The sequence below is a fragment of the Rahnella inusitata genome, from assembly GCF_018288855.1.
GTDB lineage: Bacteria > Pseudomonadota > Gammaproteobacteria > Enterobacterales > Enterobacteriaceae > Rahnella > Rahnella inusitata.
The window spans coordinates 129,850-143,666 of sequence record NZ_CP065024.1; the positions used below are offsets into that span (position 1 = coordinate 129,850).

At 54.0% G+C, this 13,817-nt stretch carries 12 protein-coding genes; 3 read left to right on the forward strand and 9 right to left on the reverse strand.

The features are described from left to right. Positions 1-204: 204 nt before the first annotated feature. Positions 205-2,481: a 5-methyltetrahydropteroyltriglutamate--homocysteine S-methyltransferase gene (gene metE / locus I2123_RS00580; RefSeq protein WP_213051573.1), complete on the reverse strand. Its 2,277-nt coding sequence runs from the start codon at positions 2,479-2,481 to the stop codon at positions 205-207. A 104-nt stretch (positions 2,482-2,585) separates the two neighbouring features. Here metE and metR point away from each other — a divergent pair, with 104 nt between their 5' ends. Continuing rightward, positions 2,586-3,521 carry an HTH-type transcriptional regulator MetR gene (gene metR / locus I2123_RS00585; RefSeq protein WP_112165602.1) on the forward strand — a complete coding sequence of 312 codons (936 nt, stop codon included), beginning with the start codon at positions 2,586-2,588 and terminating at the stop codon, positions 3,519-3,521. Here the strand turns inward: metR and I2123_RS00590 are convergent. After that, a complete protein-coding gene (locus I2123_RS00590) occupies positions 3,427-4,326 on the reverse strand; it encodes a carboxylate/amino acid/amine transporter (protein WP_213051574.1) in 900 nt (299 codons plus the stop codon). The genes metR and I2123_RS00590 overlap by 95 nt on opposite strands. A 202-nt stretch (positions 4,327-4,528) precedes the next feature. Here I2123_RS00590 and I2123_RS00595 point away from each other — a divergent pair, with 202 nt between their 5' ends. After that, complete coding sequence (locus I2123_RS00595; protein ID WP_112165631.1) at positions 4,529-4,831, forward strand: DUF2756 domain-containing protein; 303 nt, start codon at positions 4,529-4,531, stop codon at positions 4,829-4,831. Positions 4,832-4,886: 55 nt separating this feature from the next. Here the strand turns inward: I2123_RS00595 and ugpQ are convergent, their stop codons facing one another. The 6 genes from ugpQ to I2123_RS00625 form a co-directional block, all read right to left on the reverse strand. Further along, positions 4,887-5,627, reverse strand: a complete 741-nt coding sequence (gene ugpQ, locus I2123_RS00600; RefSeq protein WP_213051575.1) for a glycerophosphodiester phosphodiesterase — start codon at positions 5,625-5,627, stop codon at positions 4,887-4,889. A 2-nt stretch (positions 5,628-5,629) separates the two neighbouring features. After that, a complete protein-coding gene (locus I2123_RS00605; RefSeq protein WP_213051576.1) occupies positions 5,630-6,703 on the reverse strand; it encodes a sn-glycerol-3-phosphate import ATP-binding protein UgpC in 1,074 nt (357 codons plus the stop codon). Positions 6,704-6,709: 6 nt separating this feature from the next. Further along, positions 6,710-7,555, reverse strand: coding sequence for a sn-glycerol-3-phosphate ABC transporter permease UgpE (gene ugpE, locus I2123_RS00610; RefSeq protein WP_213051577.1), 846 nt, complete (start codon positions 7,553-7,555; stop codon positions 6,710-6,712). Then, positions 7,552-8,439, reverse strand: coding sequence for a sn-glycerol-3-phosphate ABC transporter permease UgpA (ugpA, locus tag I2123_RS00615; RefSeq protein WP_112165592.1), 888 nt, complete (start codon positions 8,437-8,439; stop codon positions 7,552-7,554). Before ugpA ends, ugpE begins: the two co-directional genes overlap by 4 nt. Positions 8,440-8,685: 246 nt before the next feature. Then, positions 8,686-10,002, reverse strand: coding sequence for a sn-glycerol-3-phosphate ABC transporter substrate-binding protein UgpB (ugpB, locus tag I2123_RS00620; RefSeq protein ID WP_213051578.1), 1,317 nt, complete (start codon positions 10,000-10,002; stop codon positions 8,686-8,688). Between the two features lie 205 nt (positions 10,003-10,207). Then, a complete protein-coding gene (locus I2123_RS00625; protein WP_112165587.1) occupies positions 10,208-11,395 on the reverse strand; it encodes an aminotransferase-like domain-containing protein in 1,188 nt (395 codons plus the stop codon). 578 nt (positions 11,396-11,973) lie between these two features. On the opposite strand from I2123_RS00625, the gene I2123_RS00630 reads away from it, so the two are divergent. After that, the gene (locus I2123_RS00630; protein WP_213051579.1) at positions 11,974-13,056 is read left to right on the forward strand and encodes a hypothetical protein; all 1,083 of its coding nucleotides are present in this window, start codon (positions 11,974-11,976) and stop codon (positions 13,054-13,056) included. Between the two features lie 56 nt (positions 13,057-13,112). Here I2123_RS00630 and livF read toward each other — a convergent pair whose 3' ends face one another. After that, complete coding sequence (livF, locus tag I2123_RS00635) at positions 13,113-13,814, reverse strand: high-affinity branched-chain amino acid ABC transporter ATP-binding protein LivF (protein ID WP_112165585.1); 702 nt, start codon at positions 13,812-13,814, stop codon at positions 13,113-13,115. Positions 13,815-13,817: the final 3 nt, after the last annotated feature.

The following is a 13,817-nucleotide window of genomic DNA, read 5'->3' on the forward strand; positions in this document are numbered from 1 at the left end:
AGTGGAGAAAGCCGGGCTTTGTAGAAAGCGGCCCGTCAAACCCCCCTCAATCACGCTCCAGCCGCCGTATGCCGCGGGCTGAAAGAGTCGTAACAAAGTACGAATGAACGATAAAAAAAGGGCTCCGGGTATACAGCCCCGGAGCCCAACGTGTCGGCGATTCACCGACATACTTCCACCAACGTACTCTTTACTCACATCCGGTCAGATTTTCTCTGCACGCAGACGCTTAGCCGCTTTCACCATGTTTTCCAGCGACTCGCGGGTTTCCGGCCAGCCACGCGTTTTCAGGCCACAGTCCGGGTTCACCCACAGGCGCTCTGCCGGGATACTGTCCGCCGCTTTACGCAGCAGGTTTTCGATCCACTCCACGCTTGGCACGTTTGGCGAGTGAATGTCGTAAACACCGGGTCCGATTTCATTCGGGTAATCGAATTCTTTGAAGGTTTCGATCAGATCCATATCAGAACGCGAGGTTTCGATAGTGATCACATCCGCATCCAGCGCTGCAATCGAATCCATGATGTCGTTGAATTCGCAATAACACATGTGGGTGTGGATCTGCGTGTCATCTTTCGCAATGGCGGCGTTCAGTTTGAACGCGTCTACCGCCCAGCGCAGATACGCATTCCACTCAGACTTGCGCAGCGGCAGGCCTTCGCGCAGTGCAGGTTCGTCAATCTGGATGATGCCGATACCGGCTTTTTCCAGATCTTCCACTTCGTCGCGCAGCGCCAGACCAATTTGCTTGGCAATGGTTTCGCGGCTGACGTCTTCGCGCGGGAAGGACCAGCAAAGGATAGTGATCGGGCCGGTGAGCATGCCTTTGACCGGTTTTTCGGTCAGCGATTGTGCGTACTTCGCCCATTCGACGGTGATCGCTTCCGGACGGCTGACGTCGCCGATGATGACCGGCGGTTTCACGCAGCGGGAACCGTAGCTCTGTACCCAGCCGTTTTGCGTGAACACAAAGCCATCCAGATGCTCGCCGAAGTATTCGACCATGTCGTTACGTTCCGCTTCGCCGTGAACCAGTACGTCAATGCCCAGACGTTCCTGTTCTTTAATGGCTTGCCTGATATGTTCGCTGATACCGGTACGGTATTTGGCGCTATCCAGACGGCCTTGTTTGAAATCCAGACGCAGGCCACGGATTTCCGTGGTTTGCGGGAATGAACCGATAGTCGTTGTCGGCCATGCCGGCAGGTTGAAACGGGCACGTTGTGCGACAGCACGCCTGGTGTAAACGTTTGGACGCTCGATATCAGCGGCCGTAATAGCCGCAACGCGTTTACCGACGGCGGGATTATTCACACGGGTCGATTCACGACGGGCGCGAATTGGCGCGCTGTATTCCGCCAGTTTTTGCTGTGCTTCTGCGGTCGGATTATTCAACGCAGACGTCAGCAGTGACAGCTCGGCACATTTTTGCAGGGCAAACGCGAACCAGCTTTTCACTTCATCATCCAGACGGCTTTCGACGCTTAGGTCGATCGGGCTGTGCAGCAATGAACAGGAGCTGCCGATCCAGACATGGCGGCCTTCAATCAGTGGTTTCAGGCGGTCGAACCAGGTGCTCAGATCCGCACGCCAGACGTTACGACCGTTGATTACGCCCAGTGAAATCAGCCAGTCTTTTGGCAGCGCGTTGATCACCGTTTTCAGGTCATCGCAACCGGCAACCGCATCAATGTGCAGGCCCTGAACCGGCAACTGACGAACAGTGTCGAGGTTATGGCCGACGCTGTCGAAATAGGTCGTCAGCAGCAGTTTGGTGTGGCCCTGCAATTGCTCATACGCCGGTTTATAGGCATCGAGCCATTCCTGCGGCAGTTCCAGTACCAGCGCAGGTTCATCAATCTGCACCCACTCGATGTCGCGTTTTGCCAGTTCGGCCAGTACTTGCTGATAAACCGGCAGAATATCGTTAATCAGCGAAAGACGGTCGAACTGCTCGCCTTTCACTTTGCCGAGCCACAGGTATGTCAGCGGGCCGAGCAGAACCGGTTTCACTTTGTGGCCGAGCGCCAGTGCTTCGTCCACTTCTTCCAGCAGTTGCGTCCAGGTCAGTTTGAACTGCTGACCTTTCACGAATTCCGGCACCATGTAGTGATAGTTGGTGTTAAACCATTTCGTCATTTCCGCAGCGGCAGCCGGTTTACCGGTCGGTGCACGGCCACGGCCAAGACGGAATAAGGTATCGATATCGACAGACCCGTCAGCATTCTGGTGACGTGCAGGCACGTTACCCAGCAACAGGCTGGTGGTCAGTACGTGATCGTACCAGGCAAAATCGCCGACAGGCAGCAGATCCACACCCGCATCGGCCTGTTGTTTCCAGTGGCGGGCGCGCAGTTCGCGTCCGGTTGCCAGCAGTTCTTCCTGAGTGGAATGACCTGCCCAGTAGCTTTCTTGCGCTTTTTTAAGTTCACGACGCAGACCAACGCGTGGAAAACCCAGTGTGTGATTCAGTATCGTCATCTTTTTAATTCCTGTTTAGCCGTCCAGATGTTTACACATCCATAATCCGCAGGTACTGTATATTGCACAAGCGCAAATTATTCATGTCACAGTGAAGGACTCTCATGATCGAACTGAAACACCTGCGAACGTTGCAAGCACTGCGCAACACCGGGTCACTGGCCGCTGCCGCCTCGCAGCTTCATCAGACACAATCGGCCCTGTCTCACCAGTTCAGTGACCTCGAGCAACGGCTGGGTTTCAGATTATTTGTGCGCAAAAGCCAGCCGCTGCGGTTTACGCCGCAGGGTGAAATCATGCTCAATCTGGCAGAGCAGGTGCTGCCACAAATCCAGCAGGCATTGCAGGCGTGTAATGAACCGCATCAGACTTCACTGCGTATCGCCATCGAATGCCACAGCTGCATTCAGTGGCTGACGCCCGCGCTGGACAACTTCCATCAGAACTGGCCGCAGGTGATGATGGATTTCAAATCCGGCGTGACGTTTGACCCGCAACCGGCGCTGCAACAGGGCGAGCTGGACCTCGTATTGACGTCCGATATTCTGCCGCGCAGCGGTTTGCACTATTCGCCGATGTTTGATTTTGAAGTCCGTCTGGTGCTGGCACCGGATCATCCGCTCGCGACCCAGGCCGTCATCACGCCGGAAGATCTGAGCAGTGAAACGCTGATGATTTATCCGGTGCAGCGCCAGCGGCTGGATATCTGGCGGCATTTCCTGCAACCGGCAGGCGTCAGCCCGTCGCTGAAAAGCGTCGATAACACGTTGTTATTGATTCAGATGGTGTCGGCGAGAATGGGAATTGCGGCGCTGCCACATTGGGTGGTGGAGAGTTTTGAGCGCCAGGGTCTGGTGGTAACCAAAACCCTGGGCGATGGCTTATGGAGCCGGCTATACGCCGCCGTGCGTGATGGCGAGCAGCGTCAGCCGGTCACGGAAGCGTTTATTCGTTCGGCGAGGCAGCACGCGTGCGATCATCTGCCGTTTGTTCGCGATGCGGCACGACCCAACGCCGGTGCACCCACAGTGAGGACATAATCACCGCAGCGCCCAGAATAAAGCTCGGCCAGTGTGGCTGCTGTTGCCAGATAGCCAGATTCACTAACAGCCCGGCCGGGACGTGAAAGTTGTTCATAATCCCGAGCGTTCCGGCATCCACCTGCGTCGCACCGTAGTTCCACATGAAATATCCCAGGCCCGACGCGCCAACGCCTAACCACACCAGAATCCCCCATTGCAACTCCGTGGTCGGCAATTTCTGCGGATTACCCCACAGGAACCACGCCACCACGGCGCACATCAGCGCCCCGATGTAGAACCAGGAAAAGGCCGTATGCTGCGGTACCGGACGGGTTTCCATCAGACGTTTGTATCCCACCTGCCCGATGGCAAAACAGATATTCGCCGCCTGTACCAGCAACAGCCCGATGATGAAATGCTCGCTGATGTGGTCGTAACGGATAATCGCCGCACCTGCCACCGCCAGCAGTGCGCTGAGTGCATAGCCAATACGGATTTTGCGGCCACTGATGAGATCATAAATCAGCGTCACGTACAACGGCGTCATCACGGTAAACAGCAGGAATTCCGGCACTGACAAGTACAGATAGGCTTCGAAGCTGATGAGATACATGATCCCAAGCTGCATCGCACCGACCGCCATGTACAGCAAGATGGTGGTAAGCGCATAGCCTTTCCAGCGCAGGAACGGCAGGAACACCAGCGCCGCCAGCCCCAGACGGACCAACACGGCGAAGACGCTGTCGACCTGTCCGGCGAGATAAACGCCGATCAGACTGAAGGAAAAGGCCCACAAAATGGTGGTGATAATGAGTAAAGGCACGGCAGTTGAGCCCTAAAATGTGAAAGATGGACGATTGTAGCCGAATGAGAAACAATGCGGGATGCGAAGGTGGTTTACATCTGATTAATTATAGAACAAACGAGAGCCGCACCACGCTTTGAGGGAAACGTGCCCTCAAATGCCGCGCTCGGGGATGTGATGGCATACACTTAAGGGATGACTGGAAATGGAGGATGAACCGATGAAACGCTTATATGGAATGATCGCCGCACTGCCATTGCTGTTGGCCGTTCACGCTGCCGGTGCCGTTGAGAAGGTGCCGAATCCGAACGATCCGCTGCTGACCAATCCGTCGCAACAGCGTATGCAGCAACAGCAGCAGAATAACCAGCAAATGCAGAAGCGTCAGCAGGAGCAGGATCTGCGCAGTAATCAGCAACAACAGCAACTCAAACTACGTTCGCAAATCCAGAGCAATCAGCAACGGTTGCAGATCCAGCAGAATAACCAGACGCTGAATCAGAAATTGAATCAGACGCCGTAATTTTTTATCAGGCGTGGTGTCTTCCACGCCTGATCCCGCCTGTTACCACCACGTTTTATTCAAAATCCGGCCCGATCACATCAATCTTATCCGTACAGATGCAATCCACGCCCCAGCGCAGGAGTTCGCGCGCGCGCTCGGGGTTATTCACCGTGTATACCAGAATATGCAGGCCAGCGGCTTTGATCGCGTTTACGCGCGCTTCACTGAGCAGTTTGTGATTGAGGTGCAAAGACACGCATTCCAGTTCGTCGGTCAACGCATTCCAGTTTTCGTGCCATTCGTCGATGAGTAATCCGCGCGGGAGTTCAGGGGCGGCTTTTTTGGCGGCGACCAGCGCGTCGAATTCGAAAGAGGAGAGCAGCGGCGGAACGCTCTGATCTTTCCACAGCTCACGGGCAGCGAGCGCGATGTCAGTGCCTGTTTTTTCATTCAGACCGGTGGTCGGTTTAATTTCGATGTTCACCATCATGTGGTGGCGCGCACAGCGTTCGGCTACCTGCGCCAGCAAAGGCAATTTTTCGCCTTTAAACGCGGCGCTGTACCAGTCACCGGCGTCGAGTTGCTGAAGTTTCTCCCACGGCTGCTCACCCGCCACGCCCCAGCCATTGCTGGTGCGGTTCAGGGTATCGTCATGCAGCAGGAAGATTTCCCCGCCCTGCGCCAGTTTGGCGTCGAATTCGATCATCGTATGACCGTATTTCGCGCCCACATCAATGGCGGCCAGCGTGTTTTCTGGTGCCAGTGCGCCGCCGCCACGATGCGCCACAATGCGAGGATAAGGCCAGGCTTTCATATTCATTCCATCCGTAATCCGCTGTGAGTATCGAAAAAGTGTAACGCTTTCGCCGGGAAAGCCAAGCGTAACAGCGAACCCGCCGTCGGGAACACTTCATGCGATAAGCGCACCACGACGCCGCTGCCTGCCAGTTTGCCGTGCGCCAGGTTATCCGCGCCCAGCAGTTCCAGCGTATTGAGTACCATCGGGATCCCGCTTTGTTGATCCTCTGTCAGCTGAATATGTTCCGGACGAATGCCCAGGGTCAACTCGCGGCCGCCCCATTCCGGGCGCGGGACTTGCAGCGGCAATTCGAAACCGTCTTCCATCACCAGCGACGTGCCGTCCGAGGCGAGCTGACCGGGCAGCAAATTCATCGCCGGTGAGCCGATAAAACTGGCAACGAACAGGCTTGCCGGGCGGCGATAGACTTCCGACGGGGTGCCGATTTGCTCGGCGATGCCTTTGTTCATCACGATCACCCGCTCGGCCAGGGTCATGGCTTCGACCTGATCGTGCGTCACGTACAGGCTGGTGGTGCGCAGCCGGCGGTGCAGTTGTTGCAGCTCGAGGCGCATCTGTACACGCAGTTTGGCGTCCAGGTTAGACAAGGGTTCGTCGAACAGGAAAACTGCCGGTTCACGCACGATAGCGCGCCCCATGGCTACGCGCTGACGCTGGCCGCCGGAAAGTTCACGTGGTTTGCGTTTGAGCAGCGGGCCGAGTTCAAGAATACGCGCGGCTTCTTCAACGCGCGCGAGGATCTGCGCTTTGCCGAAACCGCGAATTTTCAGGCCATAGGCCATGTTGTCGAACACGGTCATGTGCGGATACAGCGCGTAGTTCTGGAATACCATCGCGATGCCGCGATCTTTGGGTTCCAGCTCGGTGACGCGCTGGTCGTTGATGTAGATATCGCCGGAGGTAGTGCGCTCCAGCCCGGCGACCATGCGCAGCAGCGTGGATTTCCCGCAACCGGACGGTCCGACCATGACGATGAACTCTCCATCGGCGACGTCCAGATCGATACTCTGGATAATCTGGTTTTTGCCATCGTAAGACTTAGTAACTGCCTGTAATTTCAAATTTGCCATTTCGGTTTACTTCTCACTGTCTACCAGACCGCGCACAAACCAGCGCTGCATCAGGAGCACCACCGCCAGCGGTGGCAATAATGTCAGGATCATGGCCGCCATCACCTGATTCCATTGGGTCGAGCCGTCGCCTGAGGAGATCATGCTTTTAATCCCGGCTACCGCCGTGCCCATCGAGGCATCGCTGGTGATCAGAATCGGCCACAGATACTGGTTCCAGCCATAGATAAAGGTGATGACGAACAACGCCGCGAGGTTAGTTTTCGACAGCGGCAGCACGATGTCCCAGAAAAAGCGCATCGCACCCGCGCCGTCGATACGCGCCGCTTCCAGCAGCTCATCCGGCAGGGTCATGAAGAACTGGCGGAACAGGAACGTCGCGGTCGCCGAAGCCATCAGCGGCAGCGTCAGGCCGGTATAGCTGTCGAGCATATGCAGATTAGCGATCACCTGTACTGTCGGGAAAATACGCACTTCCACCGGTAACATCAGCGTCATAAAAATAAGCCAGAAGAACAGGTTACGTAGCGGAAAGCGGAAATAGACGATCGCGAATGCCGAGAGCATTGAGACAGAGATTTTGCCGACGGTGATGACGATCGCCATGATGAAGCTGTTGATCAGCAGACGTCCGAATGCCGGACTGTTGTTGCCGACGCCCTGCGTCCAGATGGCGCTGATGTTTTCCCATAAATGCGTGCCGGGAATGAGCGTCATCGGCACGTCAAAAATCTGTTTGTTATCCAGAGACGCTGCGACAAACGCGACGTACAGCGGGAAGAGGATCACCAGCACGCCGAGCAGCAGCATGATGTGGCTGAAAAAATCCAGCCCTCTGCGGTTTTCAATCATTGGTAACGCACCTTACGCTCGACGAAGCGGAACTGAATGAACGTCAGGCCAATCACCAGCATCATCAAAATAACGGACTGCGCGGCGGAGCTGGAGAGATCCAGACCGGAGAAACCTTCACGGTATACTTTATAGATAAGCGTGGTCGTCGCCTGTACCGGACCACCGCCGGTCGCGGCGTCGATCACCGGGAAGGTATCGAAGAAGGCGTACACCAGATTCACCACCAGCAGGAAGAAACTGACCGGCGAAATCAGCGGCAGCACCAGATTGAAGAAGCGCCGCACCGGGCCTGCACCATCAATCGCGGCGGCCTCCACCAGTGATTTGGGAATGGACTGCAACGCGGCGAGGAAGAACAGGAAGTTGTAGCTGACCTGCTTCCAGACCGATGCCAGCACCACCAGGAACATCGCCTGTCCGCTGTTTTGCGCGTGGTTCCAGTTGTAACCGATCGACGCCAGGAAATGCGAAATCAGGCCAAGGCCGGGGCTGAATAAAAACATCCATAAGACGGCAGCCACGGCGGGTGCGACGGCGTAAGGCAGGATCATCAGCGTCTGATAAATACGGCTGCCGCGAATGACGTGATCGACCAGCGCGGCGAAAAACAGCGACACTGCCAGCCCGATAAACGCCACCATAAAGCTGAATTTTAGCGTGGTGTAGAAGGATTCGAGGTAGTACGGATCCGCAAACAGCTGCGTGAAGTTAGTCATGCCAGCAAACTGGCTGGATAACCCGAACGGATCCAGCGTCTGCACCGAATACCACAGCGCCTGACCGGCAGGCCACAGGAAAAATATCGCGGTGATCAGCAGCTGCGGCAACACCAGTGCGTAAGGCAACCAGCTGCAACCAAAACCGGGACGGTGTGAACTCATAATGGTTTACTCATTGATTTGAAAGGCTCCCTCCCTGGCGAAGGGGCGGGTGCAAACCAGGTTAGTTTTGTATTTGGCTTTTAGCTCCTCCCCTTCGCAGGGGAGGGAGAAAAACAAGCTGGTTTTGTATTTAGCTCCTCTCCCTGCGAAGGGGGAGGTTGGGAGGGGGTTTAGCAGACAACCTCTGATTCAGAGTTGCCATTAATATCCCACCCCAACCCCCTTCGCAGGAGAAGGGGCTAAAAATTACTTCGTCGAAGCCTCGAAGCGGCGCAGAAGAAGATCCCCGCGTTGTACCGCAGTGTCTAAAGCTTCTTTCGCCGTTTTCTTACCGCTCCACACGCTTTCCAGCTCTTCGTCCACGACCGTACGAATCTGCTGCATATTGCCCAGACGCAGGCCTTTGGTGAACGCTAACGGTGGCTTGTTCAGCATCTGGCGGGTTGCGACGTCAGAACCTGGGTTCTTCTCGTAGAAGCCTTCTTTTTTGGTCAGCTCATACGCGGCGGTCGTCACAGGCAGATAGCCGGTTTTCTGGTGCCATTCGGCGGCGATTTCCGGGGTGGTCAGGTATTGCAGGAATTCGGCGACGCCTTTGTAAGTGTCTTTGTCTTTACCGTTCATCACCCACAGGCTCGCGCCGCCGATGATGGCGTTTTGTGGTGCGCCCTTCACATCCGCGTCATAAGGCATCATGCCCACGCCGTAGTTGAATTTGGAGTACTGACGGATATCCGCCAGTGAGCCGGAAGACGCCGTGGTCATCGCGCAGTCGCCGTTATAGAACTTGGCGGTGGACTCGTCTTTACGACCAAAATAGGTGAAGTCACCTTTTTTATTCATGTCTTCAAGCATCTGAATATGTTTGATTTGCTCTGGTTTGTTAAATTCCAGAACCGCATCAGTGCCGTCGAATCCATTGTTTTTAGAGGCGATCGGCAAACCGTGCCAGGCGCTGAAGTTCTCAATCTGGATCCAACCCTGCCAGCCGCTGGCGTAACCGCACTTCATGCCCGCTTCTCGCAGTTTCTGGGTATAGACGGCCATGTCCTGCCAGGTTTTAGGTGGCTGATCCGGGTTCAGACCGGCTTTCTTAAAGGCATCTTTGTTGTAATACAGCACCGGCGTGGAGCTGTTGAAAGGCTGGGACAGCAGACGGCCTTTAGAGTCGGAGTAATAACCGGATACCGTCGGCACGAACTGGGAGACGTCCTGTTTCAGGCCAGCATCGCTGAACACTTCATAGACAGGCTTGATGGCTTTACTCGCCATCATGGTGGCGGTGCCGACTTCATAAACCTGCAAGATGGCGGGCGCGTTACCGGTGCGGTATGCGGCAATCCCTGCGGCCAGGCTTTCGTCGTATTTGCCTTTATAGACAGGCACGATTTTGACATCCGGGTGCGTCTGGTTAAAACGGTCGGCCAGAGAGTTCACTTCTTTGCCTAACTCGCCGTCCATGGAATGCCAGAACGGAATCTCTGTAACCGCCATCGCCTGGGTGCTGAACGCGAATGCCAGTGCGATGCAAAGTGTCGTTTTTGTAACAGCGTGCTTAAGCATGCTTGTCTCCTGAAGAGGGCTGGTGTGATGTCAGTTGGTGTAAGGATTTTCTGATTCGGGAGCTAACATGACACGGCTAAATGACAGAAAAATAACCGTTAAATGACATTGATGTGACAGAAGCGTTAACTGGAAGTGACGGGCAGATGGCAAAAAAAAGGCGCACCGGATAAGCGGTGCGCCTCAGAGAAGAGAATGCGGGGGATTACAGCGCGCGTTTCAGGCGGGCAACGGCCTCGTGCATTTGCTCTTCGGTCGCGGTGGCAAAAGACAGACGGAAGGTGGAGTGATCCGGGTTGTCGGCATAGAAGAATTCGCCCGGCACAAACACCACGCCCTGCTCTAACGTCTTTTTCATCCACTCGGCGCAGTTACGCGGCTCGCGAAAACGCGCCCACAGGAACATCCCGCCTTTCGGATATTCAAAGGTCAGTACGTCGCCCAGCTCACGTTCCAGCAGCTCAGCCATGACTTCACATTTCTTTTTATATGCAGCGCGGATGGTTTCGATCTGCGCAGGCAGACGCCCCAGGCCGAGATAGCATTCGGCTATCGACTGCGACAGCGCACTGGCGTGCAAATCTGCCGCCTGTTTAATGATCGCCACTTTATGCAGCAACCAGTCAGGCATGATCACCCAGCCCAGACGCAGGCCCGGTGCCAGAATTTTGGAGAACGTCGAGGTGTAGATGATGTTCTCGGCGTTGCCGTAGAGCGCTTTGGACAGCTCAAACAGCGTCGGCTGGCGTTCGTCGGTAAAACGCAATTCGCCGTACGGATCATCTTCCACAATCAGGAATTCATGTTGAGTCGCCAGTTGCACCAGTTGCTCACGACGCGCACGGCTCAGGGTTACGCCGCTCGGGTTGCCGAATGTCGGCACCAGATAGACGCCTTTGATTTTGCGGGTTTTCAGCAACTCAGCCAGTTCATCGACAATCATGCCGTCGCCGTCAGAACCGACGGAAAGAATCTGCGCTTCGGCGAGTTCCAGCGTTTGTAACGCCGCCAGATAGGTCGGGCGTTCCACCACGAAAATATCATCCGGGTTCACGACGGCACGCATCACCAGATCCAGCGCCTGCTGGGAACCGGCGGTGACCACGATATCGTCAGCACTGGCCACCACGCCGCGCTCTGCGCATAGCTCAGCAATACGCTCACGCAGCGTATGACTGCCTTCCGTCAGGCCGTACTGGAATGCGTGCTCAGGCTGTTCAGTGATCGCCCTTTGCGTGGCTTCACGCAGGCCATCGAAATCAAACAGCGCCGAAGAAGGAATGCCACCCGCCAGCGAAATAACGCCTTCCATTTTGCTATGTTTGAGCAGTTCCCGGATGGCTGAACTTTTGAGCCTGACCATACGGGCGGCGAGTAAACCTTCTGTGTTCATTGTTGCTCCAAATGATGCGTAAAATTTAATGAGATGTTAAGTAGGGTAATTTAAACCAAAAATAAAAACCGCAAAGCGCCTGCAGTGCGGTTTTTTAATGATGCGATCTGCAGCTGATTATCGCCGGATTTTACGCCCCAAGATAGGTCTGCATACGGCTTCATTCACCCGCAAAGCGGGTATCCGTATTTCCCAGCACGCCACCACGGCCAGCAACCTTCAACACCTGGCTAGTGTTCAGTTCCACGGGAGGATGACCATGCCCTTTTCGCCCAGGCGCAGGACGAATACGTATCACTGCATACACTGCTGAACCGCGTATTTACTTGCTGAACAGGGCTGGTGCGATATCAGTCATATAAAGCTTTCTGATTAGAGTCCAGTAATAGATGTATAAATAATGGAAAATTCATTTTGACAGAGTCAATATTATGAGAACAACTTGAAATCCAATCATGTTTAATTTTAAATCACCCAAAAACATTGGGTGAAAGAATAAAACCGGATAGTGCAAATCAAATACAGTAATTAAACTTAACATATTTAGAATTAATATATTAATAAAGAGATATAATTATATGCTAAATGAAATATGGACAGAAAATGAATTCATTGAAGAGTCAAGTTTAGGATTATCTTGCAGAAGAAAAAATATTTACCTGCTGAATATTGACAAGCGCCTGAGAGAATATGGGAAATTATCAAAGGAATCATTCGCCGAGGAAGCTGATAAATTACTCTTAATTTGTAAAGCGTGTAAAATATATGTTGATAACAAACCGGCCGGTCACCGTGCAGCGGCAGTGATAACGCTGTATGCTCAGGCGCTTAATCGTGTTGAAAAACTCGCCAGTCAACGAGTGACGGGCCAGAGTCTCGGATACGGCCAAGAAGGATGGGCAAAAGTCAGGGCGGTAGTGAAACCCTTACTTAATGGCGTTGCAGGTTCTAACGGGAAAGCACATCACATTTTGGATGAAGAGTATTGGCCAGAAATGATAGTTGAAAATCACTTCCCGCTAACGCACCCCATCTTCGATACCCCTTCACCTCTATCAGTATGGAAGAATTCATCCACACATCTGAATTTCATTGACTGGCTGCGTGAACTCTATATCCCTGACATGCTGAAAAAAAATTCAGGGCCGATATTGATGTATAAGCTTGATAAAGGGGTTTCTTATCTGAACAGTGCACAACGTGAGGATAAAAAAATTTATGTCAAAAACGGTATTATTTATAACTCTCGCCATGAAGAATTCCACACTGGAAATATGAAAACAGCTTCAATGGGAAAAGGCTGGGCTATATTTGTTATGGCGCCAGATAATAGTCTTTACGCTAATAATCATAAGACGGATGTTTTCCATCACTCCAGTTTTTTGAGTGGGGCTCCTGTACAATCTGCAGGAGAAATAGCCGTAGATAATGGCAAGGTGGTTGCGATAACAAGTAAGAGTGGACACTACCGTCCGGATAAGGGCAGTTTTGTCCGTATATTATATTGGCTTAAACAGCATGGGGTGAACCTACAAGGTATTGCCGCCTGTCTCGCAGAACCAGGCCATAAACAGCAGTTTTTCGATGCGGCGGAAGTATGGGCAAATGGCGGCCTGCCCGGAGTAAAATATATAGAGCCACGCCGTGTTACGCCAACTTAACGTAACTCAAAACCAGTCTGCCCAACCAGACTGGTTTCAAATTTATTATTGTAATATCAAGCGCCTAAATACGCCGCGCGCACCGCTTCGTTGGCCAGCAACGCCGCGCCGGTGTCTTCCAGCACGACATGACCGTTCTCCAGCACATAACCGCGATCGGCGAGTTTCAGCGCCTGATTGGCGTTTTGCTCCACCAGGAAGATGGTCATCCCCTCTTCGCGCAGTTGCTGGATAGTGTCGAAAATCTGCTGAATGATGATCGGCGCAAGCCCGAGTGAAGGTTCATCGAGCAGCAGCAGACGCGGCTGGCTCATTAGCGCACGACCAATCGCCAGCATCTGTTGCTCACCGCCGGACATGGTGCCGGAACGCTGGACGCGACGCTCTTTCAGGCGCGGGAACAGCTGGAAAACGCGCTCCAGACGCGAGTGGAACTGTTCACGAGTGGCAAAGAAGCCGCCCATCGCCAGATTTTCTTCCACCGTCATCCGCGAGAATACGCGACGGCCTTCCGGCACAATCGCGATATCGCCGCGCATGATTTTGGCGGTCTGCCACTGCGTGATGTCCTGCCCTTCGAAAATAATCGAGCCGTGCGACGCGCGCGGTTCGCCACACAAACTGCCGAGCAGCGTGGTTTTCCCCGCGCCGTTCGCGCCGATCAGCGTGACGATTTCACCTTTATTAATGCTCAGGCTGACTTCGTGCAGCGCCTGAATTTTGCCGTAATGAGCGGATACCTGATTGAATGACAACATCGT